The organism is Stenotrophomonas koreensis, assembly GCF_001431525.1.
Lineage (GTDB): Bacteria > Pseudomonadota > Gammaproteobacteria > Xanthomonadales > Xanthomonadaceae > Stenotrophomonas > Stenotrophomonas koreensis.
Map to the genome: position 1 here is coordinate 1 of NZ_LDJH01000012.1, position 26,456 is coordinate 26,456.

Sequence of the window (26,456 nt, forward strand, 5' to 3'; positions counted from 1 at the left end):
CTGATCTGCGATGAACCAAAAAACACCCGGCACAGACCGGGTGTTTTCATTCTCGGCCCAGGGCGTGGCGGCCGTCTCAGCGGTTGGCCACGTCCTGGTCACGCAGTTCGCGGCGCAGGATCTTGCCGACGTTGGTCTTGGGCAGCTCGTTGCGGAATTCGACATACCGCGGCAGTTTGTAGCCGGTGAGCTGGCTGCGGGCGTAGTCCTTGACCTGGGCCTCGGTCAGGGCCGGGTCCTTCTTGACGATGACCACCTTGACCGCCTCGCCGGATTTCTCATCCGGCACGCCGTAGGCGGCCACTTCCAGCACGCCGGGCATTGCCGCCAGCACGTCCTCGATCTCGTTGGGGTACACGTTGAAGCCGGAGACCAGGATCATGTCCTTCTTGCGGTCAACGATGTAGACAAAACCGTTGGCATCCATCCGCGCCATGTCGCCGGTGGCCAGCCAGCCATCGGCATCGATCGCCTTGGCGGTTTCCTCCGGGCGCTTCCAGTAACCGACCATCACCTGCGGGCCGCGGATGCACAGCTCGCCGACCTCGTCCACGCCCAGCGCCTGGCCATCCTCGCCACGGATCATCGCCTCGGTGGACGGTACCGGCAGGCCGATGGCGCCATTGAACTGCTCAAGGTCCATCGGGTTGATGCAGGCGGCAGGGCTGGTTTCGGTCAGGCCATAGGCCTCCACCAGGGTGACCCCGGTGACCTGTTTCCAGCGTTCGGCCACTGCCCGCTGCACCGCCATGCCACCGCCCAGGGTCAGCTTGAGGGTGGAGAAATCCAGCTGCTCGAAGCCCGGGGTGTTGAGCAGGCCATTGAACAGGGTGTTGACCCCGGTGATCGCAGTGAAGGGCACCTTGCCCAGCTCCTTGACAAAGCCAGGCAGGTCGCGCGGGTTGGTGATCAGGTGGTTGCGCGAACCAAACTTCATGAAGACCAGGCAGTTCGCGGTCAGGGCGAAGATGTGGTAAAGCGGCAGCGCGGTGATAACGATCTCATGGCCGGGCTTGACGTTGGTGCCGACCCAGGCCGCGGCCTGCTGCATGTTGGCCACCATGTTGCGGTGGCTGAGCATCGCGCCCTTGGCCACGCCGGTGGTGCCGCCGGTGTACTGCAGGAAGGCGATGTCATCCAGGCCGATGTCCACCTGCGGCAGTGCATGCGCGGCGCCACGCTTGAGCGCCTGGTTGAAGCGGACGGCGCCATCGAGGTGGTAGTCGGGCACCATCTTCTTGACGTGCTTGAGCACGAAATTCACCAGCAGGCCCTTGGCGCCGCCGAGCATGTCGCCCAGACCGGTGGTGATCACATGCCGCAGCTGGCTGTCGGCAATGACCTGCTGCACGGTGTGGCCGAAGTTGTCCAGCACCAGCATCGCCACCGCACCGGAGTCCACCAGCTGGTGCCGGAGTTCGCGCGGGGTGTACATCGGGTTGGTGTTGACCACGGTCAGGCCGGCACGCAGCGCACCGAACACCGCCACCGGGTACTGCAGGCAGTTGGGCATCATGATCGCGATGCGGTCGCCCTTTTTCAGTTTCAGCTCGCCCAGCAGGTAGGCGGCAAACTGACGGCTGAGCGTATCGAGTTGTGCGTAATCCAGCTCACGGCCCATGTGCGAAAACGCGGGACGGTTGCGATAGTTGTCTACGCTTTCCTGCAGGACCGAGATGATCGAGGTGTACGGTGCCAGTTCGATCTGGTGCGGGACGCCGGCAGGATAGTGAGCAAGCCACGGACGCTCATGCATGGGTGATGTCTCTTCCTAAAGATAAATTTTTGCTGAATTCCCCAAGCGATTGAATCACATCGTCTTGCACCCGTGCATGCGGCGCTGCCGCACAAGGCTATGCGTTGGCACGCGCCAGCGTGAGCAGGCGCTCGGCGATCCGCTCCAGCGGCACGATTTCCTCGGCAGCCCCGAGCTTGTGTGCGGCACCGGGCATGCCCCAGACCACCGCGGTCGCCTCGTCCTGGATCAGGGTGCGTGCGCCGGCCTGGCGCATGGCCAGCAGGCCACGGGCGCCGTCATCGCCCATCCCGGTCAGGATCGCGCCGATGGCATTGGCACCGACGGTCTGTGCCACCGAATGGAACAGCACGTCCACTGCCGGCTTGTGGCGGTTCACTGCCGGGCCATCATCGATGCGGCAGCGCCAGCGGGCGCCATCGCCGATCACCCGCAGATGCTGGCCACCCTTGGGGATATAGGCATGGCCTGGCAGGATCGCCTCGCCATCGCTGGCCTCACGCACGGCCATCGCGCTGTGCCGGTCCAGGCGCTCGGCGAAGGCCGCACTGAAACTGGCAGGCAGGTGCTGGGTGATGACCACCGCCGGGGCATCGGCCGGCATGCCTTCCAGCACCACCCGCAGGGCCTCGGTACCACCGGCCGAGGCACCAATGGCGATCAGCCGGTCGGTGGTACGGAAGCGCGCGCGTGCGGCGGTCAGTACGGTGGTATCCGGCGCGGATTGGGTGCCAGTGCTGCCGGGCGCCGGCAACAGCGGCCGCTCCGGCACGCGTACCCGGGCGCGCGCGGCCATCTTGACCTTGGTGATGATTTCCTCGGCAAAGCCACGCAGCCCGCGCTGCACGTCCAGGGTCGGCTTGCTGACAAAATCCACCGCACCCAGGGCCAGTGCCTGCAACGTGGTGTCGGCGCCGCGCTGGGTCAGCGAGGAGATCATCACCACCGGGATCGGGTGCAGCCGCATCAGGTTGTGCAGGAACATCAACCCGTCCATCCGCGGCATTTCCACATCCAGGGTGAGCACGTCCGGCTTCAGGAGTTTGATTTTCTCGCGGGCCACATACGGGTCGGAGGCGGTGCCGACCACCTCGATTTCCGCATCGCCAGCCAGGATCTCGCCGAGCAGCTGGCGCACCACCGCCGAGTCGTCCACGATCAGCACCCTGCAGCGCGACGGCAGGCTCATTCGAACAGCTCCACGCCACCGGTGACCGGGGCCCTGGACAGGCGCGCACGCACTGCCGATTCGGCCGCGGCCACCTCGGCTTCGTGCGCATGCGGCAGGCGCTGGACCATGACCTTGCCGGTGGTCGGGAAGTACCACACCCGGCGCGGGTGGATGCCACACAGGTCCTCGGCCAGGATCGGGATGTGCTCGTTGGTCAGGTACTGGCGCACGAATTCGGCATTGCGCGTACCTACCGGGTTGGAGGTGAATCCCTTGAGCACGTTGGCGCCGCCAAACACCTTCGCTTCCAGCCGCTTGCGGTTGGCGCCGCGCTTGAGCAGGTCGTTGATCAGCAGTTCCATCGCATAACTGCCATAGCGGGCCGGGGCGCCATCACCGCTGTTGCCATCGGGCAGCAGGAAATGATTCATGCCGCCGATGCCCAACAGTGGGTCGCGGATGCAGGCCGCCACGCAGCTGCCCAGCGTCGTGGTCAGGGCGGTCTGGTCATCCACCACCAGGTACTGGGTGGGCAGCAGCTTGGCGGTCAGCGTGCCAAAGCGTGCATCGTGGTAACGCATGACCTCGTCGCTGGCGTGGGCGGCGGTGCTCATGCGCCGGCCTTGCGTGCACGCTGGTACAGGGTGCGCCCGCACGGGGTGATCAGGTCGGCCGCGTGCAGGTAGTTTTCCGAATGGCCGGTGTAGAGCAGGCCGTCATCGGCCATGTGTGTGACCAGCCGCGCCAGGATGTCGCGCTGGGTCGGCTTGTCGAAATAGATCATCACATTGCGGCAGAACAGCGCGGTAAACGGCCCGCCGACGTCATAACGGGCATCGAGCAGGTTCAGCTGCTGGAACTGGACCAGCTTCTGCAATGCCGGCAGCACCCGGCACTTGCCCGCATTCGGGCCGGTACCGCGCTGGAAGTAACGCCGCTTGATCGCCTCGTCCAGGCCGGCAATCCGGTCGATCGAGTACACCCCGCGCGCAGCGGTGGCCAGCACCTGGGTATCGATGTCGGTGGCGATGATGCGTACCGGCGGGCTCAGGCTGTCGAAGGCCTCGCAGGCGGTGATGGCCATCGAGTAGGGCTCCTCGCCGGTGGAGGCCGCGCAGGACCAGAGCTTGATCACGCCGCCATCATGCGGATGGGCCGCCAGCTCTTCGCCCAGCCGTTGGAAATGGTGTGGTTCACGGAAGAACGCGGTCAGGTTGGTGGTCAGCGCATTGGTGAAGGCTTCCCACTCGTTGCTGCCCTGCGGGCTTTGCAGATGGTCCAGGTACTGCTGGAAGCTGCCCATGCCCAGGCTGCGCAGGCGGCGCGACAGCCGCCCGTAGACCATGTCGCGCTTGGCTGGTGCCAGGGCAATCCCGGCACGCTGGTAAATCAACTCGCAGACGCGACGGAAATCCCGTTCGGCAAACTCGAATTCGCGGTTTTCAGGCAACGCAGAAGCAGCGGTAGACATGTCGGCTCGATCAAGGAGGACACCCGGGTTATCGGCCGCAGGCCCCGCTTATTGATAGCTGCCCGCGCAGCGGTTGTGCCTGGCTGGCGGCGTGTTCATTGCTGCGGTCGCCGCTTCCGGCCATGGCTGCCGCTGGCAACGCAAACGCCCTGGCATGCGTCTGGCCAGGGCGTTGCCGACAGTGTGGGCGCAGCCCGCATGCCTGGACGCAGACATTCGAGCGCTGCAGCGGTGCCGGCCACCGGGCTGGCACAGGCCCGCACCGATGCGCGGCGTCAGCCCCGGCTGCCTTGCAGGTCGCTGCCGGTGCGGAAGGCGGCCACCGCCACGTTGAGCTGCCTGGCCTGTTCTTCCATCGCATGCGCCGCGGCAGCGGCTTCCTCCACCAGCGCGGCATTCTGCTGGGTGGTCTGGTCCATGTTGATCGCGGCAACGCTGTCGAGCATCGCGGCCGCTTCCTGGCGAGCTTCGCGTGAGCGGTCCATGTCGCGCGAGGCCATCTGGGTCACCGTCTCGCGAACCTTGGAAATGGCATCTTTGGAGCTGTGGGCCAGCTTGCGGATCTGCTCGTTGAAGGTGGTCGAGCGCTCGGACAGGTTGCGTACCTCGTCGGCAACCACCGCAAAACCGCGCCCGGCCTCGCCCGCGCGTGCCGCTTCGATGGCCGCGTTCAAGGCCAGCAGGTTGGTCTGGTCGGCGATCGACTTCACGTCTTCGAGCAGGGCGAAAATGCCGTCCAGGTGCTGTGCCATCTGGTCGATGTGGGCCACCGTGACATTGCTCTGGCCGCTGACCTGTTCCAGTGCCTCCACCAGCTGCTCCATGCGCTGGCTGGCATGCTGGGCAAAGCGCGCCACATCCACGCCATTGCTGCCGTCTTCACCGGCGCGGTCGACGATGCGCGAAACGGCCTGGCTCTGCTGGCGTGACTTGCGGTTCATCGCATCAAAGCTGCTGCCCAGGCTGGCCACTGCCTGGCGGATCAGCTCACGCGCACGTTCCACCTCGGCGCGGCTGCCTTCCACTTCACTGCCGATGAAGCCGCGCAGTTCGCCCAGCAGCTGTTCCTGTTCGCGCAGCAGGCGGCTGTTTTCCTTGTTGGGGCTGTGGCTGCTGCGCTGATGCAGCTGCCACCAGGCAAATGCTCCCCAGCTGGCAATCTGGGTAAGCAACAGTGCCCACTGCAGCGGAGCGGGTAGGGCCAGTGCCAGACTCAGGACCAGCAGCAGGGAAAAGGCTATCGGGGCGGCAAGCAGAATCAGGGGACGAGGGGTCATGTCCGTTCTCGGGAGAGTCACTACCCCCATATCGGCCCCTGGGCCTGCGGCTTTAGCCCGCCGATGGGTTTTGCCGGCTGCAGTTATTGCAGCCCACGTTCCACCGCCGCCAGCAGCCGTGCGCGGAAGAACAGGAAGTCCCAGTAATTGCCGCCGAGCTGGCGCCACAGCATCGCCGAACGTACCGCTGCCAGCAGCAGGGCGCGGATTTCGGCCACCACGCCGGGCTGGGCCAGATAGTGCGGATTGCCCTGGACCATCACCCGCGGCCGCAGCTGGCTGATGGTATCGGCATACAGGGCGCCCACCGCGGCCAGGACGTCCGGATGGGCGGCATCACCCAGCCGCTGGACCTGGCTGGCAACCGGGGCAATCCCGGCGGCAACGGCCTGGATGCAGGCCGGAGTGGCCGAAAAGCGGCGTTCCACCTGCAGTACCGCCAGGGCCAGCTTTCCCAGTGCCTTGTCCTGGTTCTGGCCGCTGAACTGGTTGTGCAGCAGGCGCAGGCCAGGTCCCAGTGCCTGGCGGCCGCCATACACGGCGGCAACGCTGGGCGCATCGATCTGCAGCACGCTGTTGATCGCGGTGGCGACAATGCGGCTGTCGGATTGGCCGGTATCGGCAATGCGGCGGACCTGCTGCAGTGCCTGTGCCATTCCGGCCAGGGCAAGAATACGGTCGTCGATGGTCGAACTCATGGGTCAGATCTCGTCTAGGGAAGTGCCGGCCAGGCGCCGTTCCATCGGGGCATCGGTGGCCGCGATCACCGCGCCACCCAGGCAGACCGCACCGTCGTACAGGACAAGTGACTGCCCCGGGGTGACGGCGCGTTGTGGCCGGTCAAAACGTACCAGCAGGGTGCCGTCGCTCAGTACGGTGACCTCGCAGTCCTCATCGGGCTGGCGGTAACGGGTCTGTGCGCTGCAGCGGAACACCCGCGCCGGCGCACTGCCGCCGATCCAGTGCATGGTCTCGCTGCGCAGCCGGCGCGACAGCATCCACGGGCTGTTGCTGTCCTGGTCGACATACAGGATGTTGTTGGCCACATCCTTGCCGACGACAAACCAGGGGGCCTGTGCGCGGCCGCGGACGCCGCCGATGTTGAGCCCCTCGCGCTGGCCGATGGTGTAGTAGAACACGCCCGGGTGCTGGGCAATGATCACCCCGTCAGGATCGCAGATGTCGCCCTGCCGCGCGGGCAGGTACTGCGACAGGAACTGGCGGAAGTCGCGTTCGCCGATGAAGCAGATGCCGGTGGAATCCTTTTTTCCGGCGGTCGCCAGGCCGGCCTCGGCGGCCAGTGCCCGCAGCGCGGGTTTTTCCAGGTCGCCGATCGGAAACAGGGTACGGGACAGTTGCTCCTGGCCGAGCTGGTGCAGGAAGTAACTCTGGTCCTTGCCGCGGTCGGCACCACGCAGCAGGCGCCAGTGGCCCAGGTGCTGGTCGATCCGCGCATAGTGGCCAGTGGCGATGCGCTCGGCGCCCAGCGCCTGCGCCGCGTCCAGGAAATGCTTGAACTTGACCTCGCGGTTGCACAGCACATCCGGGTTGGGGGTGCGTCCGGCCGCGTACTCGGCCAGGAAGTGTTCGAACACCCCGGCCCAGTACTGCTGGGAAAAATCACGGAAGTGGAAGGGAATGCCGAGCCTGCCGCAGACAGCCACCGCATCGCGGCGATCCTCTTCGGCACGGCACTGGCCGCTGCCGTCGTCGGCCCAGTTCTGCATGAACAGGCCAGCCACCGGTTCGCCGGCCTGCACCAGGCGCAAGGCAGCCACCGAGGAGTCCACGCCGCCAGAAACGCCGACGACAATGCGGGGTGTGGTCATCACACAACTTCCAATACAGATAAGGGGTAGTGCCGGCCGGCCTGCCAGTCGGCCACGCAGCGTGCCACCAGCGGGCTGCGCAGGGCCGGGTGGCCGGCCAGTTCAGCCGGATCCAGCCACAGCGCGTGCTCGATGGCGCCATCCAGCGGCCGCTGCGGATGGTGGCGCAGCGGCCTGGCGGCAAAGGCCACCCGCAGGAATTCACTGCCGTTGGGGGCCTGCCATTGGTAGAGGCCGACCAGGGCGGTCAGCTCGACCTCCCAGCCGGTTTCTTCCAGGGTCTCGCGCACGGCTGCCTGCGCCAGTGACTCACCGCTTTCCAGATGCCCGGCCGGCTGGTTCAGTACGCTGCGGCCATCAATGCTTTCGCTGACCAGCAAGACGCGGCGACCATCACTGACGATGGTGGCCACGGTGACATGGGGTGCCCAGCGGCCATCGACAAGGGGCATGTCAGAACTCGTCGGCGCCCAGGGTCAGCTCCTGCTCGAGCTTGTCGGCAGTCTTGATCGCGGCATCAATGGCATCGGAGAGCTGGTCGGCACTGGCGTTGGAATCGATCTTGACCACGTACATGGCGATGTCGCCCTGGCGTACCCAGCTGCCGATCTTGGCCGTGTTGGAATCCACCAGCAGGCGGTTGGCAACGGCCGCCGGAAAATCGCCGCCCTTGATCCGGAACCCCGGTGACCAGATCTCGCGCACGCTCAGGCTGCCGTAGTTCTCGATCGCCGAGCGCACATAGACCAGCTGGCTGCGGCCGTCGTCCATGTCAAACACCATCTGGTAGTCGCCATCGGCGTCGATTTCATGGTTGTAGCCCAGGCTGTCGAGCTGGCGGCCGATACTGCGGTCAGCCTCCGCTGCCTGGGCGGCCGCGGCGCCGAGCATCAGCGCAACACCGAGCCAACTGAGCATTTTCATCGTGTTTGCCCCTGAAGTTGTTCGCAGCGGACATTTTGCAGTGCCACGGCGGGGGCGTCCATTGCCGGCAGTCGCGGCCGGCTATAATCGGCCGATGACGCAGCAATTTGAACATGAGCATGATCTGGCCGTGGCCCCGGGGCGGGCCCAGATCAAACCGCCAGGGCGTTGGCAGGTACTACTGCTCAACGATGACTACACCCCGATGGATTTCGTCATCGAGGTGCTGCAGCACTTTTTTGCCATGGATATCGAGCAGGCCACCCAGGTCATGCTGCACGTGCATACCCGTGGCAAAGGGGTGTGCGGGACCTACAGCCGGGAGGTGGCCGAGACCAAGGTCGCCCAGGTCAATGATTTTTCGAGGATGAACCAGCACCCACTGCTGTGCACGATGCAAGCCCTGTAAGCCTTCCCTAACGCCACTTGTACAGGCCGATTGGATAGGGTGGTGATAAGCGCGCCTGGCGCCCCCATAGTGTCGACACAGCCACCGGAGCAGCTCATGTTCAGTAAAGACCTCGAACAGACCATAGGCCAGTGCTACAAGCGGGCACGCGAAGCGCGTCATGAGTTCATGACCGTGGAACATCTGTTGCTTGCCCTGATCGACAACCCTTCCGCGCAGGCGGTGCTCAGGGCCTGTGGCGTCGATGCGCCGCGGCTGGCGGCCGATCTGGAGGGCGCAATCCAGTCCTCGGTGCAGAGCATGGCCGAGGAGGATGGCCGCGACACCCAGCCGACCCTGGGCTTCCAGCGGGTGCTGCAGCGGGCGGTGTACCACGTGCAGTCCTCCGGCCGTAAAGAGGTCACCGGCGCCAATGTGCTGGTGGCGATCTTCGGCGAGAAGGATTCCCATGCGGTGTATTTCCTGTCCCAGCAGGACATCCATCGCCTGGATGTGGTCAATTACCTCTCCCATGGCGTGGCCCGCAGTGGTGCCGAGGAGGGCGAAGTGCCGCCTGCCGGCGATGCCGAGGGGCGCGCCGAGGTCGAAGGCGAGGTGCGCAACGACGTGCTGGCCGAGTTCACCGACAACCTCAATGAACTGGCCCGCGCCGGCCGCATCGATCCGCTGGTCGGCCGGGTGGAGGAAGTGGAGCGCACCATCCAGGTGCTGTGCCGTCGGCGCAAGAACAATCCGCTGTATGTCGGCGAAGCCGGCGTCGGCAAGACCGCCATCGCCGAAGGCCTGGCCAAGCGGATTGTCGATGGCGAGGTGCCTGAAGTGCTTGCCGATGCGGTGATCTACTCGCTGGATCTGGGCGCCCTGGTGGCCGGCACCAAGTACCGCGGTGATTTTGAAAAGCGCCTGAAGAGTGTGCTGGCAGCGATGCGCAAGCACCCGCAGGCGATTTTGTTCATCGACGAGATCCACACCATCATCGGGGCCGGCTCGGCCTCCGGCGGCACCATGGATGCCTCCAACCTGATCAAGCCGGCGCTGTCCTCTGGCGAGCTGCGCTGCATCGGCTCGACCACGTTCCAGGAATACCGGGGCATTTTCGAAAAGGACCGTGCGCTGGCCCGGCGCTTCCAGAAGATCGATATTGTCGAGCCCAGCGTCGGCGAGGCGGTGCAGATCCTGCTGGGCCTCAAGCCCAAGTACGAGCAGCACCATGGCGTGACCTATGACGACGAGGCGATCAAGGCGGCAGTGGACCTGTCGGTCAAGCACATCGCCGACCGTCTGTTGCCGGACAAGGCGATCGATGTGATCGACGAGGCTGGAGCCCGCCAGCGCCTGTTGCCGCAGGCGCAACGCAAGACCCAGATCGACGTGGCCGAGATCGAGGCCATCGTCGCCAGGATCGCGCGGATTCCGGCCAAGCAGGTAACGGTCAGTGACAAGGACACCCTGCGCCATCTGGAGCGCAATCTGAAGATGGTGATCTTCGGCCAGGATCCGGCCATTGAAACCCTGAGCTCGGCGATCAAGATGGCGCGTTCGGGCCTGGGCAGTGCCGACAAGCCGATCGGCAGCTTCCTGTTTGCCGGTCCCACCGGGGTGGGCAAGACCGAGGTCACCCGGCAGCTGGCGATGCAGCTGGGGATCGAGCTGGTGCGTTTTGACATGAGTGAATACATGGAGCCGCATTCGGTCAGCCGGCTGATCGGTGCGCCCCCGGGCTATGTAGGTTTCGACCAGGGCGGCCTGCTGACCGAGAAGATCGTCAAGACCCCGCACTGCGTGCTGCTGCTGGACGAGATCGAAAAGGCCCACCCGGATATTTTCAACCTGCTGCTGCAGGTGATGGACCGCGGCGTGCTTACCGATACCAATGGCCGCGAGGCCAACTTCCGCAACGTGGTGCTGGTGATGACCACCAATGCCGGTGCCAGCCAGGCGGCGCGGCGTTCGATCGGCTTTACCCGGCAGAACCATGCCACCGATGCGATGGAGATCATCCGCAAGAGCTTCAGCCCGGAGTTCCGCAACCGCCTGGATGCGATCGTCCAGTTCCAGGGGCTGGGCGAGGAGCATGTACTGCGCGTGGTCGACAAGTTCCTGATCGAGCTGGAGGCGCTGCTGATCGACAAGCATGTGACGCTGGCGGTCACCGCGCAGGCACGGACCTGGCTGGCCGAGCATGGCTTCGACCCGGAGATGGGTGCGCGGCCGATGACCCGGGTGATCCAGGACCGGATCAAGCGGCGTCTGGCCGATGAGCTGCTGTTCGGTGCGCTGGTCGAGGGTGGCCGGGTGCAGGTGGATGTGCGCGATGGCCAGCTGGTGGTTGACGTGCTTTCCGAGGCTTCGGCGCCGGCCGTGCAACCGGCCGAGGCCTGATCTGCCCGCGCTGCGCCGGCCCGGTGGCTGGCGCAGCGCATACCGCCGGGGCAACGAAAAAAGCCAGCAGATGCTGGCTTTTTCTTTCCCGGGCTTACCGGGCGGTACCGCTTACTTCATGCGGTAGGTGATACGACCCTTGGTCAGGTCATACGGGGTCATTTCAACCTTGACCCGGTCACCGGTAAGGATGCGGATGTAGTTCTTGCGCATGCGGCCGGAAATGTGGGCAATGATCTCGTGACCATTTTCCAGGCGGACGCGGAAGGTGGTGTTCGGCAGGGTCTCGCTGACGGTACCTTCGAACTCGATGGAGTCGTCTTTCGACATGTAATCCTGTGCAGTTCTGTGCGGCCAACGGGCCGGGTAAGACGGGGATTTTACCCGCTCATGCCCCAAGGTGCAAAGCCTGTGTAATTTTCGTTCAGGCCAACAGGGTCGTGGCAGCCACGGTGCCGGCCTGGGCAGACCAGTTTCCCGGTGTACGTGACTGCCGGCAAAGCCGGTCGATCCGGGTCAGGAACTCGCGGCGTGGCAGGGGGCGGGCGCCCAGCAGGGCCAGGTGCGGGTTGTACACCTGGGCGTCCATCAGCGGCATCTGCCATTGCGCCAGCCAGTGACAGGCGCCAGCCAGGGCCAGTTTGGAGGCGCCGGGACGGCCGCTGAACATGCTCTCGGCAAAGAACATATGGCCGATGGCCACCCCGTACAGGCCGCCGATCAAGGTGTCCTGCGCATACACCTCGAAGCTGTGCGCGTGGCCGAGGCGGTGCAGCTGGCAATAGGCGGCAATCATCTCCTCGCTGATCCAGGTGCCATGCTGGCCGGGACGCCGGATGTGGGCGCACTGCTGGATAACCTCATCAAAGGCGGTATCCACCCGCAGCTGCCAGCCGGTGGGCCGCAGCTGGCGGCGGTTGCCGCGCGAGAGCCGGAAGCGGGCGGTATCGAACACGGTGCGCGGGTCCGGTGACCACCACAGCAACGGCTCGCCCGGCGATGACCACGGGAACACTCCGGCCGCATAGGCACGCAGCAGGCGCTGGCTGCTCAGGTCGCCACCAATGGCGAGCAGGCCATCGGGCTCCTCCAGCGCGGTGTCCGCCGGCGGGAAGGGCGCGTGCGGGTCATCACCCAGCTGCCAGGGAATCCGGATCGTCATGGGCAGGAACGGTCCGGGAGTACGCTGCCGCACTCCCGGTTGCCGGTCTTACTGGTTGGCCTGGGCCTCGAGCCAGCGCTCGGCATCCAGTGCGGCCATGCAGCCAAAACCGGCCGAGGTGATGGCCTGGCGGTAGTGCTGGTCGGTGACATCGCCTGCAGCAAAAACCCCTTCCACCGAGGTGGCGGTGGCATTGCCGTTGATCCCGGAGGCGATCTTCAGGTAGCCGTTGTCCATCTCCAGCTGGCCCTTGAACAGCTCGGTATTGGGCTGGTGGCCGATGGCCACGAAGAAGCCGTGGGCGGCGATCTCGCGGGTGCTGCCATCGAGGGTGGATTTGACCCGCACTCCGGTCACGCCCATCTCGTTGCCGAGCACCTCATCGACCTGGTGGTGCCACACGGTTTCGATCTTGCCGGCAGCAACCTTGGCAAACAGCTTGTCCTGCATGATCTTTTCCGCGCGCAGGGTGTCGCGACGGTGGACCAGGTAGACCTTGCGGGCAATGTTGGACAGATACAGGGCTTCTTCGACGGCGGTGTTGCCGCCACCGACCACGACCACGTCCTGGTCGCGGTAGAAGAAACCGTCGCAGGTGGCGCAGGCCGACACGCCGCGGCCCTTGAAGGCTTCTTCGGACGGGATGCCCAGGTACTTGGCGGTGGCGCCGGTGGCCAGGATCAATGCATCACAGGTATAGGTGCCGTTGTCGCCGGTCAGGGTGAACGGGCGCTTGGACAGATCGGCGCTGTGGATGTGGTCGAAGATGACCTCGGTATCGAAGCGTTCGGCATGGGCCTGCATGCGTGCCATCAGGTCCGGGCCCATCAGTCCATGCGCATCACCGGGCCAGTTGTCGACCTCGGTGGTGGTCATCAGCTGCCCACCCTGCTGCAGGCCGGTGATCACCACCGGCTTGAGGTTGGCGCGCGCGGCGTAGACCGCAGCGGTCCAGCCGGCCGGGCCGGAACCAAGGATCAACAGGCGAATATGCTTGGGGGTGCTCATAGGGGCTCGCAGAATCATCGTCGGGCGCAACAGCGCGCAGAAGCCCATAGCGTGGCGTGAGTCCGCCGCCTGATCAAGGTCGGCCGTGCAACAGCCCGATCCGGCATCGTGTCCTGGCCACTTCAGGGCTCAACGTGCAGCTGCCGCATCGTTTACCATCAACAGGTAACGTGACATTTTTGAAGGATCAGGCGCAGTGGCCAAACGGATCAGCGACAACGGCAAGACGACCAGCAAGGCGGGCGCGGCAGCCAGGTCCGGCGGCCCGGCGTTGGCCGCTGGCCTGCAGCGTTTCTGGCGTGACCTGAGCCTGATCGCCATTGCCCCGGCCCTGCTGTACCTGGTCGCCAGCCTGCTGACCTATTCCCCGGAGGATCCGGGCTGGTCGCGTACCGGCTCGCTGGTCGGGCCGGTGCACAATGTCGGTGGCCGCTTCGGTGCGTGGACGGCCGATGTGCTGATGCAATTGCTCGGCTATCTGGCCTTCCTGCTGCCGGTGATCCTGGGCGCGGTGGCGTGGTATGCGCTGTTCGGTGGGCGGCGCAACCAGCCGCGGGCCGAAGGTGAGCTGGAACCGGCCCTGCGCCTGATCGGCCTGGTGGGTTTCATCGTCGCTGGCGCCGGCTTCCTGCACCTGCGTCTGTTCAGTGGCGACGTCGCCCAGGCCGGCGGCATTCTTGGCCGGCTGGTCAGCAACTCGCTGGCCGCCGCGTTTGGCCCGTTGGGCAGCAACCTGTTCGTGATCATGCTGCTGCTGGCCTCGATCACCCTGGCCACCGGGCTGAGCTGGCTGGCGGTGATGGAGCGCATCGGCAAGTGGGTGATGGCGCTGGGGCCGTTGCTTGCGCGTGGCCAGAAGCAGGCGGTCCAGATCCAGCAGGCCCGCGCCGCACGCGAGGAGCGCGAGGTGGTGCGCAAGGTCGATGCCGAGGTGCGTGCCAAGCGCGAGCCGGTACGGATCGAACCGCCGCCGGCAGCACCGGTGGAAAAAAGCGAGCGCGCCAAGCGCGAGACCCAGATTCCGATGTTCACCGGGGTGCGCACCGCGGCCACCGGTGATCTGCCCTCGCTGTCGCTGCTGGATGACCCCAAGCCGCAGCCGGCCGGCTATGACGCGCAGACGCTGGAAACGCTGTCGCGGCAGATTGAATTCAAGCTCAAGGATTTCCGCATCGAGGCCCAGGTGGTCGGCGCCTATCCGGGCCCGGTGATCACCCGCTTCGAGATCGAACCCGCACCGGGGGTGAAGGTCAGCCAGATCTCCTCGCTGGACAAGGACATCGCCCGTGGCCTGTCGGTCAAGTCGGTGCGCGTGGTGGATGTGATTCCGGGCAAGTCGGTGGTCGGACTGGAAATTCCCAACGTCACCCGCGAGATGATCTTCCTGTCCGAGCTGCTGCGCTCCAAGGAATACGACAAGTCGGCCAGCGTGCTGACCCTGGCGCTGGGCAAGGATATCGGCGGCCGCCCGACGGTAGCCGACCTGGCACGCATGCCGCACCTGCTGGTGGCCGGTACGACCGGTTCGGGTAAATCGGTCGCTGTGAATGCCATGGTGCTGAGCCTGTTGTTCAAGGCCAGCCCGAAAGAGCTGCGCATGCTGATGATCGACCCGAAGATGCTCGAGCTCAGCGTCTACGAGGGCATCCCGCACCTGCTGGCGCCGGTGGTCACCGACATGAAGGAGGCCGCCAATGGCCTGCGCTGGTGCGTGGCCGAGATGGAGCGCCGCTACAAGCTGATGAGCGCGGTCGGCGTGCGCAACCTGGCCGGCTTCAACAAGAAGGTGCGCGAGGCTGCCGAGGCTGGCCAGCCGTTGATGGACCCGCTGTTCAAGCCCAATCCGGACGCCGGCGAGATGCCGCGCGAGCTGGAGCCGATGCCCTACATCGTGATCTTCATCGACGAATTTGCCGACATGATGATGATCGTCGGCAAGAAGGTCGAAGAGCTGATCGCCCGGCTGGCGCAGAAGGCGCGTGCGGCCGGCATGCACCTGATCCTGGCCACCCAGCGTCCGTCGGTGGATGTGATCACCGGCCTGATCAAGGCCAACATCCCGACCCGGATCGGCTTCCAGGTTTCCTCCAAGATCGACTCGCGCACCATTCTGGACCAGAGCGGCGCCGAGGCCCTGCTGGGCAACGGCGACATGCTGTATCTGCCACCGGGTACCGCCTTGCCCGAGCGTGTGCATGGCGCCTTTGTCAGTGACGAGGAAGTGCATCGGGTGGTCGAGGACCTGAAGGCCTCCGGCCCGGTGGTCTATGTGGAAGGGGTGCTGGACGAGGTGCAGACGATGGGCGACGGCACCATCGTCGGCGCCACCGGCCTGCCGGAAAGTGGCGGCGGTGGTGATGAGTCCGATCCGCTGTATGACGATGCGGTGCGGATCGTCACCGAGACCCGGCGTGCCTCGATTTCCGGCGTGCAGCGCCGCCTGAAGATTGGTTACAACCGTGCCGCGCGCCTGATCGAGGCGATGGAGGCGGCCGGCATCGTCAGCCCGCCCGAGCACAATGGTGACCGCAAGGTGATTGCGCCGCCGCCGCCCTCGCATTGATTGTCGGTTGTGTCGCCACGCATTCAGCTTGTTGCGCACACACTTGAACCATCCCACATCACAGGTGTTCCCATGCAGCTGACGATCCGTACGCTTGCCGCTGCTTTTGTGTTGACTGCCACCACGCTGGCCGCGCTGCCGGCCCAGGCCGGTGGCCGCGATGACCTGAAGCGTTTTACTGCCAACCTGCAGGGTCTGGATGGCCAGTTCAGCCAGCAGGTCACCGACAGCCGCGGGCGTGTCAAGGAGCGCTCTTCCGGCCGCGTGGCCATCGCCGCTCCGCGCCAGCTGCGCTGGGAATATGTCCGCCCGCATGCGCAGCTGATCATCGCCGATGGTCGTCGGGTGTGGGCTTACGAGCCGGATCTGGAGCAGGTCACGGTACGTGCGCAGGGTGAGGAAGAGCGCAACAGCCCATTGGCCGCGTTGGTCAACCCGGCGCTGCTGGAGCGTCAGTACGACCTGAGTGAGGAGGCAGCGCCGCGAGACGGCCTGAACTGGCTTGCGCTCAGCCCGAAGGCCGGCCAGGAGGCCAACTTCGATTACGCCTCGCTGGGTTTCAATGCCCAGGGGCTGGCGAAGATGGAAATCCTCGACAGCTTGGGCCAGCGCACGCTGATTGAATTCAGCCGTTGGCAGCGCAACCCCCGTTTTGCCGCTTCCACGTTCAAGTTCACGCCGCCGGCCGGGGTTGATGTGGTTGGCGAGCCCTGATCAGGCACGCGTAAACCACGGCATTGCCAGCCTCTGCGACGGGCCACCGGGTACACTTGCCCGGTGGCCCGTTCGCATTCCTCCTTCCCTCAAGACCAACCGGACCTGCTCAGCGGGGCCGGCCATGAGCCGTTGCGTCCGCTGGCTGAGCGGATGCGCCCGCAGACCCTGGACGAAGTGGTCGGCCAGCAGCGCCTGCTGGCCGCTGATAGTGCCTTGCGCCGTGCGGTGGAGTCCGGGCGCGTGCACTCGATGATCCTGTGGGGGCCGCCGGGGTGTGGCAAGACCACCCTGGCGCTGCTGCTGGCGCGTTACGCCGATGCCGGGTTCCGCGCGATCTCCGCCGTACTGTGTGGCCTGCCAGAAGTGCGGCAGGTGCTGGCCGAGGCGGCCAACCGCTTTGCCCAGGGGCAACGGACGGTGCTGTTCGTTGACGAGGTGCACCGCTTCAACAAGACCCAGCAGGATGCCTTTCTGCCGCATATCGAGCGCGGCACGATCATCTTTGTCGGTGCGACCACCGAAAACCCGTCCTTTGAACTCAACTCGGCGCTGCTTTCGCGTTGCCGCGTGCATGTGCTGGAGGCGGTGTCGCCGGAGGACGTGGTGGTGGCCTTGAACCGGGCGCTGCAGGACAGCACCCGCGGCTTGGGGGATATGCACATCCAGGTCGAGCCGGCGCTGTTGCTGGAAATTGCGCGGGCGGCCGATGGTGATGTGCGTCGTGCCCTGACCCTGCTGGAAATTGCTGCCGAACTGGCGGTGGGCGAGGGTGGGCAGATCACCGAGGCGACCCTGCTGCAGGTACTGGCCGACCGTACGCGCCGGTTCGACAAAAGTGGCGAGCAGTTCTATGACCAGATCTCGGCATTGCACAAATCCGTGCGCAGCTCCAATCCGGATGGGGCGATCTACTGGTTGGCGCGGATGCTCGATGGCGGCTGCGATCCCTCGTATCTGCTGCGCCGGATGACGATCATGGCGGTGGAGGATATCGGCCTGGCCGATCCGCGCGCGCTGGAGATGGCGCTCAACGTCTGGAATGCATTTGAGCGGATAGGTCCGCCTGAAGCCCATATCGCGCTGTCCAATCTGGCCATCTATCTGGCCAGCACGGCCAAGTCCAATGCCAGTTACATCGCCCTGAAGGCGGCGCGGGCGGACGTGCAGGCGCATGGCAGCCTGCCGGTGCCGATGCACCTGCGCAATGCGCCGACCAAGCTGATGGGCCAGCTCGGCTATGGTGCCGGCTACCAGTACGACCACGATGTTGCCGGCGGGGTGGCGTTGGAACAGACCGCCCTGCCCGATGCGCTGGACGAGAAGATCTATTACCAGCCGGTGGCGCGCGGGATGGAAATCAAGCTCAAGGAAAAACTCGACCGCCTGCGCGAGCAGCGCCTGCAGGCCCGCCAGCATCAGGCGGCACAGGACGGGAAACCACGGGGGCAATGATGCCGGTCGGTTCTCCAGGGGCAGGCATCACCCTGCTGTGGGTCATGCTCGGTGGCGCGCTCGGTGCCGGCCTGCGCTGGTGGGTGGGAGCCGCGCTGCTGCGCCAGCTGCAGGCGGGATTCCCCTGGGCCACGTTGACGGTGAACATTGCCGGTGCGCTGGCGGCCGGCTATTTATTGGTGCGGCTGCAGGGCCATCCCCAGGCGACGCTGCTGCGTGCGCTGCTGGTGGTTGGCTTTCTGGGTGGTTTGACCACCTTTTCCAGCCTGATGGTGGAGCTGTTGCTGCTTGCACGCCACGCCCGCCCAGGCCTGGCCGTGCTGTATCTGGCCGTCAGTATTGCCGGTGGTCTGTCCGCGGTGTGGGTCGGGGCGCGCCTGGCCGAGGCCAGCCTGCGCGGGTGAGGCTGCCTGGCCCGGGATCAGACCGGGCCGAACAGGTGCAGTGCCTGCTCGTGGCTGATCGTGTAGGGCGGGCGGACATGCAGCCAAACCTGCTGCGGGTCCACATCCGGGTGGACACCGAGGTGGCTGAGCACCGCATCGGTCGGGTCCAGTCCCCAGACGGTATCGGCCGACTGGGGAGCTGCCAACTGTGCGCGCACGCGCTCCAGCTGTGTCTCGTCGATCAGGAAGGTATGCTCGGCCAGCCCCTGGAAGGCGGCCAGGATATCCAGCGGGTTGTCACTGTCGCGGTCGCTGATCAGGGTGACGGCCTGATGCCGCGTCGGGGAGTAGCTGTACAGCCTTGCCATGCGGGTCGTTTCCTTGTGTTGCAAGCCATGCCCTGCCTCTGTCGGCACAGGGCGCCTGTTCCTGGTTGCTGCCCGCTTCCGCCCGGAAGGCAGGCGTGTCGATCACCCCAGTGCGCTGAGTGCAGGCACAGTGGCCAGTTCCGGCCAGCGCTTGAGGATGGCGTTGCGGATGCCGGCGGCGTCGATGCCGGCCTCGGCCAGCAGGTCCTCGCGGCTGGCGTGGTGCTGGTAGGCATCGGGCAGGCCCAGGTGCAGTACCGGGCGCAGCACGCCTTCGGCATTGAGCAGCTCGGCCACCGCCGAGCCGGCGCCGCCGGCCACCACGTTGTCCTCCACGGTGACGAAGCCCTCGTGGCTGGCGGCCAGCTCCAGCACCATGGCGCGGTCCAGCGGCTTGATGAAGCGCATGTTGACCACGCTCAGGCCCAGTTCGCGGCCGATGGTTTCCGCTGCCGGCACACAGGCGCCGAAGGCGAGGATGGCCAGCTTGCGGCCGCTCACGCGCAGCTGCGCCTTGCCGATCTCCAGCGTCGACAGATCGGTGCCGGCAGCCACGCCGGTACCCGAACCGCGCGGATAGCGCACCGCGGCCGGACCCTTGAATTCCAGACCGGTGGAGAGCATCTGGCGGCACTCGGCCTCGTCGGCCGGGGCCATCACCACCATGTTGGGCACGCAGCGCAGGTAGCTCAGGTCCAGGTTGCCGGCGTGGGTGGCGCCGTCCGGACCGACCACGCCGGCACGGTCGATGGCAAACAGCACATCCAGGTTCTGGGTCGCCACGTCGTGTACGAGCTGGTCATAGGCGCGCTGCAGGAAGGTGGAGTAGATCGCCACCACCGGTTTGGCGCCCTGGGTAGCCATGCCGGCTGCCAGGGTCACGGCATGCTGCTCGGCAATGGCGACATCGAAATAGCGGCTGGGATATTCCTTGGAAAAACGCACCAGACCCGAGCCCTCGCGCATGGCCGGGGTGATGCCCATCAACAGCGGCTCGGCGGCGGCGGCATCGCACAGCCAGTCGCTGAAGACATCGGTGTAGGTCGGTTTTTTCGGTGCGGACTTGGCCGGCAGGCCCTTGGACGGATCAAACGGCCCCACGGCGTGGTAGCCGATCTGGTCGCCTTCGGCCGGCTCGTAGCCCTTGCCCTTGGTGGTCATGATGTGCAGCAGCTGCGGGCCCTTGGCATCCTTCAGGCGCTTGAGCGTGGACAGCAGCAGGGGCAGGTCGTGACCATCGATCGGGCCGGTGTAATGGAAACCCATCTGCTCAAACGCGGTGGAGGGCACGAACATGCCTTTCCACTGTTCTTCCCAGCGTTTGACAAAGCGGGCCGGGGGGCTGCTGCGCTTGTCACCGAGGATCTTCTTGCCGCCCTCGCGCAGCGCATTGAAGGTGCGGCTGGCGGTGGCGCGGCCGAGCATCTTGGTCAGCCCGCCGACGGCTTCGGAGATGGACATGTTGTTGTCGTTGAGGATGACCAGCACGCTGGGCTCCTCATCCATGCCGCCGGCATGGGCCAGCGCCTCGAAGGCCATCCCGGCAGTCATCGCGCCATCGCCGATCACCGCCACCGCCTTGCGGCTGTCGCCACGGGCCTGGTTGGCAATGGCCATGCCCAGCGCGGCGGAGATCGAGGTGGAGGAATGACCGACGCCAAAGGTGTCGTATTCACTTTCCTCGCGCTTCGGGAACGGTGCCACGCCGTGCTTCTGCTTGACGGTGTGGATGCTGTCGCGGCGGCCGGTGAGGATCTTGTGCGGATAGGTCTGGTGGCCGACATCCCACACCAGCTGGTCCACCGGGGTGTTGTACAGGTAGTGCAGCGCCACGGTCAGTTCGATCACGCCCAGGCCGGCAGCAAAATGGCCACCACTCCTGCCTACCGATTCGATCAGGTAGGCCCGCAGTTCTTCGGCCACGCCAACCAGCTCGTCTTCAGCGAAGCGGCGCAGGTCATGGGGCGTCTGGATGCGCGAAAGGCGCGGATAGCGGGTCGAATCGATCATCTGTCTGCAGGCTCTATATCAACGGCTATTGTCACCGTGGCAGCCGGGAGCAGCAAGCAGTCGATCATGAATGCTGTGTTCGCTGCAGTGGGTTGTTGCGCGGCTCAGCCGCTATGGCGGCTGTTGCGCGGAAGCTGGGCGGCGAGGAAGGCCATCTGGTCGGCAAGGATATGCCGGTTGGACAGGATCATGTGCTCCACCCAGCTCGGGCTGTAGGGCACGGCCAGCAGGGGCATGCGTGCCTGGGCAGGGGTGCGTGCGGCTTTGCGGGCATTGCAGTGGGTGCAGGCGCTGACCACGTTTTCCCAGCAGTCCAGGCCGCCGTGCGAAAGCGGAATGACGTGATCGCGGGTGAGCTGGCTGCGCGAAAATTGCTCGCCGCAGTACAGGCACAGGAACTGGTCGCGGGCGAACAGCGCGCTGTTGCTCAGGTGTGGGGTCGGGTTGATGGCGCGGGTGCGTGCATGGCCACGCGCGGCGATGATCGGATGCAGGTCCAGATGGCTGCGCAGGCCGCTCAGGCGGCTGGTGCCACCGTGGATGCGCAGGCAGGGCTCGCCCAGGGTCCAGGCCACGGCACCGCGGCTGTACAGGCAGGCAGCCTGCTGCCAGGAAATCCATTCCAGCACCCGTCCCTGCGCATCCAGGGCAAGCAGGCGCACGGGCGAGGCGGGGGCCGACAGGGGAATGCACGGGTCTGCCGCTGGTACTGCAGCGGTGTCGATCAGACCCAGCGGGGAGGTGTCTGTCTCCATCGCCTGTCAGCTTATACCTGCACTGATGACCGTCTGTCGACAGTGGCAGACGGCGCTGGCCTGAAAAACGACAAGGCGGCTTGCGGCCGCCTTGTCGTTGTTTGCCGGAAGGATCTGCCGGTCAGGCGTCGAAGCGCTCGTCGGCCATGGCCATCAGGCTGTCGGCACCGGCGGCGATGCCGGCGGCGTGGCTCAGGGTGCGCGGCAGGATGCGTGCATAGTAGAAACGCGCGGTTTCCAGCTTGGCCTGCTTGAAGGCCTCGCTCTGGCTGGAGTGGGCCGTGGCCGCGACACTGCGCGCCCACCAGTAGGCCAGTACGACATAGCCCGAATAGAACAGGTAGTCGTTGGAGGCGGCACCAAGCTCTTCCGGGTTGCTGGCTGCGCGGGTCAGCACGTCGATGGTCAGCTTGCCCCACTCCTTGGCCTTGGCCCCGAGTGCCGGCAGGAACTCGGCCAGCAGCGGGTTGGCGGCATTGTCAGCGATGAACTGCTCGACCTCGGCCAGGAACAGCTTCAGCCCGGCGCCCTGGGAGGCGGCGGTCTTGCGGCCGATCAGGTCCAGTGCCTGGATACCCGTGGTGCCTTCATACAGGGTCAGGATGCGGGCATCGCGGGCCAGCTGTTCCATGCCGTGTTCGGCGATGAAACCGTGCCCGCCGAAGGCCTGGATGCCGTTGTAGGTCGCCTCGATGCTCCATTCGGTCAGGCAGGCCTTGGTGATCGGGGTGAGGAAGCTGACCAGGGTATGGGCACGCTCGCGCACAGCCGGATCGCTGGCATGTTCGGCGGTGTCCAGCTGGGTGTAGGCATGCATGGCCAGCAGGCGGCCGCCTTCGGTCAGCGCCTTGTTGGTCAGCAGCATGCGGCGCACGTCGGGCTGGGCGATGATCGGGTCGGCCGGTTTTTCCGGCAGCAGCGGACCCTTCGGGGCGCGGGTCTGCAGGCGCTCGCGGGCATAGCGCAGGGCGCCCTGGGTGGCACGCTCGGATTGCGACAGGCCCTGGATGCCCACGCCCAGGCGGGCGGAGTTCATCATCACGAACATTGCCTGCAGGCCCTTGTGCGGTTCGCCCACCAGCCAGCCTTGGGCGCCATCGAAGTTCATCACGCAGGTCGAGCTGCCGTGGATGCCCATCTTGTGTTCCAGCGAGGCGCAGCGCAGCGCATTGCGCTCGCCCATCGCACCGTCCTGGCCGACCTTGAACTTCGGGGTGACGAACAGCGAGATGCCCTTCGGCCCCGGCGGCGCGTCCGGCAGCTTGGCCAGCACCAGATGGACGATGTTTTCGGCCAGGTCATGCTCGCCGGCGGTAATGAAGATCTTGGTGCCGGTGATGGCGTAGGAGCCATCGTCATTGGCCTGGGCGCGGGTCTTGATCAGGCCCAGGTCGGTGCCGGCATGCGGCTCGGTCAGGCACATGGTGCCGGTCCAGCGGCCATCCACCAGTGGCTTGAGGAAGACTTCCTTCTGCCAGTCCAGGCCGTAATGCTTCAGTGCCTCCACCGCCCCGTGGGAAAGCAGCGGGAACAGGCTCCAGGCCAGGTTGCCGCCGGAGATCATCTCGCTGGTGGCCATGCCGAGGGTTTCGGGCATGCCCTGGCCGCCAAATTCCGGCGCCGAGGTCAGGCCGGTCCAGCCGCCTTCGACGAATTGTGCGAACGCTTCCTTGAACCCGGGAGCGGTGGTGACTTCGCCGGTGGCCTTGTCCAGCGTGCAGCCGTGTTGGTCGCCAATGGCATTCAGCGGTGACAGTACGCTGCTGCTGAAACGTGCGGCCTCTTCCAGGACCGCGTCGATCAGCTCGGTGTTGGCATCTTCAAAGCCAATGCTGGCAAACAGCGATTCAGCCTTGATCACGTCATGGAGGGCGAAGCGGATGTCGTTGAGTGGTGCGGTGTAGGTACTCATGGCGTCATGCCTCGTGCAAAAAAGTGGCGCACTGGGATGCAGTGCTCGGTGGAGGAGGGTGGAGCGTGCTCAGCGCAGCACGCCACTCAGCCCGGGGGCCGGGTGCAGCGAGCTGCGGAAGGTGATCGGGTACTCACGCGAGCGGCCATCCACGGGCGAGGCCTGTAGTTTGCCGCTGAGCTGATAGGGCAGGGCGCGTGCATCGGCCAGTGCCCCGGCTGCCAGCAGACGGCCTGTGGCAGTGGGCTGTACGCCGATGGGGTGGATGTCAGCCGATTCGGCGCCAACATTCAGATCCGGTTCGCTGCGCAGTCTGGCCAGGACCTCATCGCCACTGCGCAATTCCAGCTCCAGGCCTTCAAAGCGCATGGCCATGCTGCTGAAATTCTGCAGGCGCAGGTCCACCTGCCATTGGCCATCGGCCTGCACGCTGAGCTGGGCTACGCTGACCTGTGGCGGAGAAACGCGTTTCACCGGCCCGGTCGAGCAGGCGGTCAGTAGGCTGGCAGCCAGGGCCAGTGGGAATAAGCGTGCGCGCATTGCTGCTCCGTGCTGACTTAACCACCCAAGCATACTACTGCGTATGGGCTGTCGGTAGTCGGGTGCATACCTGGGCCAGCGCCATTGTGCAGGAATCGTCGCAAGGCCTGCATACGGGCAGGCGGCAGGCACAAAAAAACCCGCCGGATGCGGGTTTGATGATTGGTGGCCGAGGACGGAATCGAACCGCCGACACGGGGATTTTCAATCCCCTGCTCTACCAACTGAGCTACTCGGCCAACAGATCGCTGCATTTCGCTGCGATGTGAAGATAATACCCAGCCGCTTTGGCGGGCGCAAGTGTTTTGTGAAGAGATTTCACGGCGTTGCTGCTTGATTGTATTCGGCAGCCTTCATATTACGTAATGCGATTTTGCAATCCTTTTTCTGATAGGGGCTATGGTCACGGCCCTCTGGCTGCCCTGGCGCTGCCGTGTCAGGTTGCATGGGGTTCTGCCCGCAAGGCTGTCTGGCCGGTCGCTTCGGCAGTTGTGTCGGATTTGCCAGTTGCACTGTCTGTCGGGTAATGCAGTGCCCGCGTCATCCGTAGCGGGCAGAAGAAGGGTCGGGGCTTTCCGGTGTCCGGGCGTGGTGAGGGCTGCGAGTGGAGTGTTGACGTGCCAGTGGCAGGTGTTGCCGGGTGCGGCGTGGGGTCCGGGCAACAAAAAGGGCCCGGAGAGGATCCGGGCCCTTTGGTTTGGTGGAGCGGAGGAGGATCGAACTCCCGACCTTCGCATTGCGAACGCGACGCTCTCCCAGCTGAGCTACCGCCCCATCGTGCCCGCTGATTCTACTCCCGTGCCGGTGCGCAAGCCAAGATGGTCATGGCGGGATTGTGCAAGTGGGGCTGGAGCCGGCCCGCCGATGACCTGCAGCTGTCGGAATGGTGCGGTTGATGCGAGCAGGCTGGTTTCTGCTCTGCAGCTCAACTCCCGGTGGCGCAATGGCAGTGGCTGTCCGGCGATCAGGGAAGTGGGCTGGTCGTCGTGAGGTACCAGTGGCAGCCCTCGCTGCGGGAGCGGCAGGCTGTTGAATAATGCTGCTGTTCCGGCGCTGATTGCAGGTACAAAAAAAGCGCCTGCAAGGGCGCTTTTGATGGTGGCCGAGGACGGAATCGAACCGCCGACACGGGGATTTTCAATCCCCTGCTCTACCAACTGAGCTACTCGGCCAATGCACTTGGCGTGTTGCCAAGGACGCGAATCATACGCAGGCTTTTAACATTTGGCAAGCCCTGTTCTTCACGGCAACAGCGGGGTCAGCAGCTGGCCAAGTTGTTGCTGCCGCCAGGCAGTCAAGGAGGCGGGTGGCTGGCGCTGTTCAAGCCAGGCTTCCAGTTGCTTGCGTGAGGCCAGGACGCCATCAGGCAGGCCCAGTTCGCTGGCGCGCGTAGCCACGGCCTGCTGCAGGCGCTTGAGCGGTGCCCGCAAACGGTCGCTGTTGTCCGCCGCCAGGGGCGCCTGGTCTTCATCGGCCAGCGGTGTGGTCATGGCCTGCCAGAGTGCCGCGGCCAGTTTCCTCGGTGCCTTGGGGTTGCGTTCCAGGATGGCTTCCAAGGCCGCTGCGGAAGCTGGCGGTGCCTTGGCCAGCAGCGCGGCGAGCTCATTGTCCAGGATCCAGCTGCGGGGTTTGTCGCTGCTGCGTGCCTGCAGGTCACGCCAGCGCAGCAGCCGCAGCAGGATGCGCTGGGCAGCGGGCTCCATGAACTGTGCCGCGCGCAATCCAAGGTGCGGCCAGGTGTCGCCGCTGTCATTGGCGATGCCGTCGAGCAGGCGATTGGCATCTTCCTCCTGCCAGTGCACGCGGTCACGGGCCTGCAGTGCCTGCAGCAGGTGGTCATGCAGGGCAAACAGGTGGACGACATCAGCGGCGGCGTAATGCAGCTGCGACTGGCTCAGGGGCCGGCGCATCCAGTCCGAGCGTTGTTCGCCCTTTTCCAGTTCGACGCCGGTGACGTGGGCAACCAGCTTCTGATAACCCATGCCGGCCCCGATGCCGCAAAGTGCTGCGGCAATCTGGGTATCGAACAACGGGCGTGGCAGGCAGCCGCAGGCATGCTGGAAAGCCACCAGGTCTTCGCTGGCGCTGTGCATGATCTTGGTGATCGAGGTGTCTTCCAGCCAGGGCCGCAGTGCAGCGGTCATGCCCGGCTGCAGTGGGTCGATCAGCAGGATGTGTTCGCCAACGGCCATCTGCACCAGTGCCAGTTGGGGCCAGTAAGTGCGTTCGCGGATGAATTCGGTATCCAGGCCGATGCGCGCAGGGCGCAGTGCCCGGTAGGCATCGAGCTGATCGGGAGCGTTGATCCAGGTGGCCACGTGAGATTGTGTACTGCAATGTCGGGGTGGCGAGGATAGCCTATGT

Annotated in this window: 24 protein-coding genes and 3 tRNA genes; 6 read left to right on the top strand and 21 right to left on the bottom strand. The window is 65.4% G+C overall.

The annotated features are described in order from the left end of the window. Positions 1-76 precede the first annotated feature (76 nt). From ABB25_RS07095 to ABB25_RS07135, 9 genes are all read right to left on the bottom strand, one after another. Positions 77-1,756 (bottom strand): AMP-binding protein, encoded by a 1,680-nt coding sequence (locus ABB25_RS07095; protein ID WP_057665389.1) that lies wholly within the window; start codon positions 1,754-1,756, stop codon positions 77-79. A gap of 97 nt (positions 1,757-1,853) precedes the next feature. Then, positions 1,854-2,945: a protein-glutamate methylesterase/protein-glutamine glutaminase gene (locus tag ABB25_RS07100; protein ID WP_057665394.1), complete on the bottom strand. Its 1,092-nt coding sequence runs from the start codon at positions 2,943-2,945 to the stop codon at positions 1,854-1,856. Beyond that, positions 2,942-3,541, bottom strand: coding sequence for a chemoreceptor glutamine deamidase CheD (cheD, locus tag ABB25_RS07105; RefSeq protein WP_057665398.1), 600 nt, complete (start codon positions 3,539-3,541; stop codon positions 2,942-2,944). Before cheD ends, ABB25_RS07100 begins: the two co-directional genes overlap by 4 nt. Continuing rightward, a complete protein-coding gene (locus ABB25_RS07110; RefSeq protein WP_057665399.1) occupies positions 3,538-4,398 on the bottom strand; it encodes a CheR family methyltransferase in 861 nt (286 codons plus the stop codon). The genes cheD and ABB25_RS07110 overlap by 4 nt, the downstream gene beginning before the upstream one ends. 275 nt (positions 4,399-4,673) lie before the next feature. Further along, positions 4,674-5,762 (bottom strand): methyl-accepting chemotaxis protein, encoded by a 1,089-nt coding sequence (locus tag ABB25_RS07115; RefSeq protein WP_425477317.1) that lies wholly within the window; start codon positions 5,760-5,762, stop codon positions 4,674-4,676. Next, complete coding sequence (gene hflD, locus ABB25_RS07120) at positions 5,759-6,373, bottom strand: high frequency lysogenization protein HflD (RefSeq protein ID WP_057665400.1); 615 nt, start codon at positions 6,371-6,373, stop codon at positions 5,759-5,761. Before hflD ends, ABB25_RS07115 begins: the two co-directional genes overlap by 4 nt. Positions 6,374-6,376: 3 nt before the next feature. Further along, positions 6,377-7,504 (bottom strand): tRNA 2-thiouridine(34) synthase MnmA, encoded by a 1,128-nt coding sequence (gene mnmA / locus ABB25_RS07125; protein ID WP_057665401.1) that lies wholly within the window; start codon positions 7,502-7,504, stop codon positions 6,377-6,379. Continuing rightward, positions 7,504-7,956: an NUDIX hydrolase gene (locus ABB25_RS07130; RefSeq protein ID WP_057665402.1), complete on the bottom strand. Its 453-nt coding sequence runs from the start codon at positions 7,954-7,956 to the stop codon at positions 7,504-7,506. Before ABB25_RS07130 ends, mnmA begins: the two co-directional genes overlap by 1 nt. A 1-nt stretch (position 7,957) precedes the next feature. Then, positions 7,958-8,428 (bottom strand): hypothetical protein, encoded by a 471-nt coding sequence (locus ABB25_RS07135; RefSeq protein WP_057665404.1) that lies wholly within the window; start codon positions 8,426-8,428, stop codon positions 7,958-7,960. Positions 8,429-8,522: 94 nt separating this feature from the next. Between ABB25_RS07135 and clpS the strand changes: the two genes are divergently transcribed. Next, positions 8,523-8,837, top strand: a complete 315-nt coding sequence (clpS, locus tag ABB25_RS07140) for an ATP-dependent Clp protease adapter ClpS (protein ID WP_057665405.1) — start codon at positions 8,523-8,525, stop codon at positions 8,835-8,837. Between the two features lie 96 nt (positions 8,838-8,933). Further along, positions 8,934-11,219 (top strand): ATP-dependent Clp protease ATP-binding subunit ClpA, encoded by a 2,286-nt coding sequence (gene clpA, locus ABB25_RS07145; RefSeq protein WP_057665406.1) that lies wholly within the window; start codon positions 8,934-8,936, stop codon positions 11,217-11,219. Between the two features lie 111 nt (positions 11,220-11,330). Here the strand turns inward: clpA and infA are convergent, their stop codons facing one another. The 3 genes from infA to trxB all read right to left on the bottom strand — a co-directional run bounded on the left by infA (position 11,331) and on the right by trxB (position 13,389). Continuing rightward, positions 11,331-11,549 (bottom strand): translation initiation factor IF-1, encoded by a 219-nt coding sequence (gene infA, locus ABB25_RS07150; RefSeq protein ID WP_005409596.1) that lies wholly within the window; start codon positions 11,547-11,549, stop codon positions 11,331-11,333. 94 nt (positions 11,550-11,643) lie between these two features. Beyond that, positions 11,644-12,381 carry a leucyl/phenylalanyl-tRNA--protein transferase gene (gene aat / locus ABB25_RS07155; protein WP_057665407.1) on the bottom strand — a complete coding sequence of 246 codons (738 nt, stop codon included), beginning with the start codon at positions 12,379-12,381 and terminating at the stop codon, positions 11,644-11,646. A gap of 48 nt (positions 12,382-12,429) precedes the next feature. Then, positions 12,430-13,389 (bottom strand): thioredoxin-disulfide reductase, encoded by a 960-nt coding sequence (trxB, locus tag ABB25_RS07160; protein ID WP_057665408.1) that lies wholly within the window; start codon positions 13,387-13,389, stop codon positions 12,430-12,432. 271 nt (positions 13,390-13,660) lie between these two features. Between trxB and ABB25_RS07165 the strand changes: the two genes are divergently transcribed. The 4 genes from ABB25_RS07165 (at position 13,661) to crcB (ending at position 18,525) form a co-directional block, all read left to right on the top strand. Further along, on the top strand, positions 13,661-15,952 hold the full coding sequence (locus ABB25_RS07165) for a DNA translocase FtsK (protein ID WP_244477775.1): 2,292 nt from the start codon (positions 13,661-13,663) through the stop codon (positions 15,950-15,952). A gap of 72 nt (positions 15,953-16,024) precedes the next feature. Continuing rightward, positions 16,025-16,666 carry an outer membrane lipoprotein periplasmic chaperone LolA gene (lolA, locus tag ABB25_RS07170; protein ID WP_057665411.1) on the top strand — a complete coding sequence of 214 codons (642 nt, stop codon included), beginning with the start codon at positions 16,025-16,027 and terminating at the stop codon, positions 16,664-16,666. A gap of 153 nt (positions 16,667-16,819) precedes the next feature. Beyond that, on the top strand, positions 16,820-18,121 hold the full coding sequence (locus ABB25_RS07175) for a replication-associated recombination protein A (RefSeq protein ID WP_083488190.1): 1,302 nt from the start codon (positions 16,820-16,822) through the stop codon (positions 18,119-18,121). After that, positions 18,121-18,525, top strand: coding sequence for a fluoride efflux transporter CrcB (crcB, locus tag ABB25_RS07180; protein ID WP_057665721.1), 405 nt, complete (start codon positions 18,121-18,123; stop codon positions 18,523-18,525). The genes ABB25_RS07175 and crcB overlap by 1 nt, the downstream gene beginning before the upstream one ends. Positions 18,526-18,542: 17 nt before the next feature. On the opposite strand, the gene ABB25_RS07185 is transcribed toward crcB, so the two are convergent. The 9 genes from ABB25_RS07185 to rnd all read right to left on the bottom strand — a co-directional run bounded on the left by ABB25_RS07185 (position 18,543) and on the right by rnd (position 26,410). Then, complete coding sequence (locus ABB25_RS07185; RefSeq protein ID WP_057665413.1) at positions 18,543-18,875, bottom strand: hypothetical protein; 333 nt, start codon at positions 18,873-18,875, stop codon at positions 18,543-18,545. A gap of 102 nt (positions 18,876-18,977) precedes the next feature. Continuing rightward, the gene (gene dxs, locus ABB25_RS07190) at positions 18,978-20,885 is read right to left on the bottom strand and encodes a 1-deoxy-D-xylulose-5-phosphate synthase (RefSeq protein WP_057665415.1); all 1,908 of its coding nucleotides are present in this window, start codon (positions 20,883-20,885) and stop codon (positions 18,978-18,980) included. A 104-nt stretch (positions 20,886-20,989) separates the two neighbouring features. Continuing rightward, entirely contained in the window at positions 20,990-21,640 is a 651-nt protein-coding gene (locus ABB25_RS07195; protein ID WP_057665416.1) for an HNH endonuclease, read from the bottom strand. A gap of 121 nt (positions 21,641-21,761) precedes the next feature. Next, positions 21,762-23,552 carry an acyl-CoA dehydrogenase C-terminal domain-containing protein gene (locus ABB25_RS07200; protein ID WP_057665418.1) on the bottom strand — a complete coding sequence of 597 codons (1,791 nt, stop codon included), beginning with the start codon at positions 23,550-23,552 and terminating at the stop codon, positions 21,762-21,764. Between the two features lie 69 nt (positions 23,553-23,621). Beyond that, entirely contained in the window at positions 23,622-24,092 is a 471-nt protein-coding gene (locus tag ABB25_RS07205) for a hypothetical protein (protein ID WP_057665420.1), read from the bottom strand. Between the two features lie 163 nt (positions 24,093-24,255). Then, positions 24,256-24,331: transfer RNA gene (locus tag ABB25_RS07210), tRNA-Phe, on the bottom strand. A gap of 459 nt (positions 24,332-24,790) precedes the next feature. Then, positions 24,791-24,866, bottom strand: a tRNA-Ala gene (locus ABB25_RS07215). 322 nt (positions 24,867-25,188) lie between these two features. Continuing rightward, positions 25,189-25,264: transfer RNA gene (locus ABB25_RS07220), tRNA-Phe, on the bottom strand. Between the two features lie 69 nt (positions 25,265-25,333). Then, positions 25,334-26,410, bottom strand: a complete 1,077-nt coding sequence (rnd, locus tag ABB25_RS07225) for a ribonuclease D (protein ID WP_057665422.1) — start codon at positions 26,408-26,410, stop codon at positions 25,334-25,336. Between the last annotated feature and the right edge of the window lie 46 nt (positions 26,411-26,456).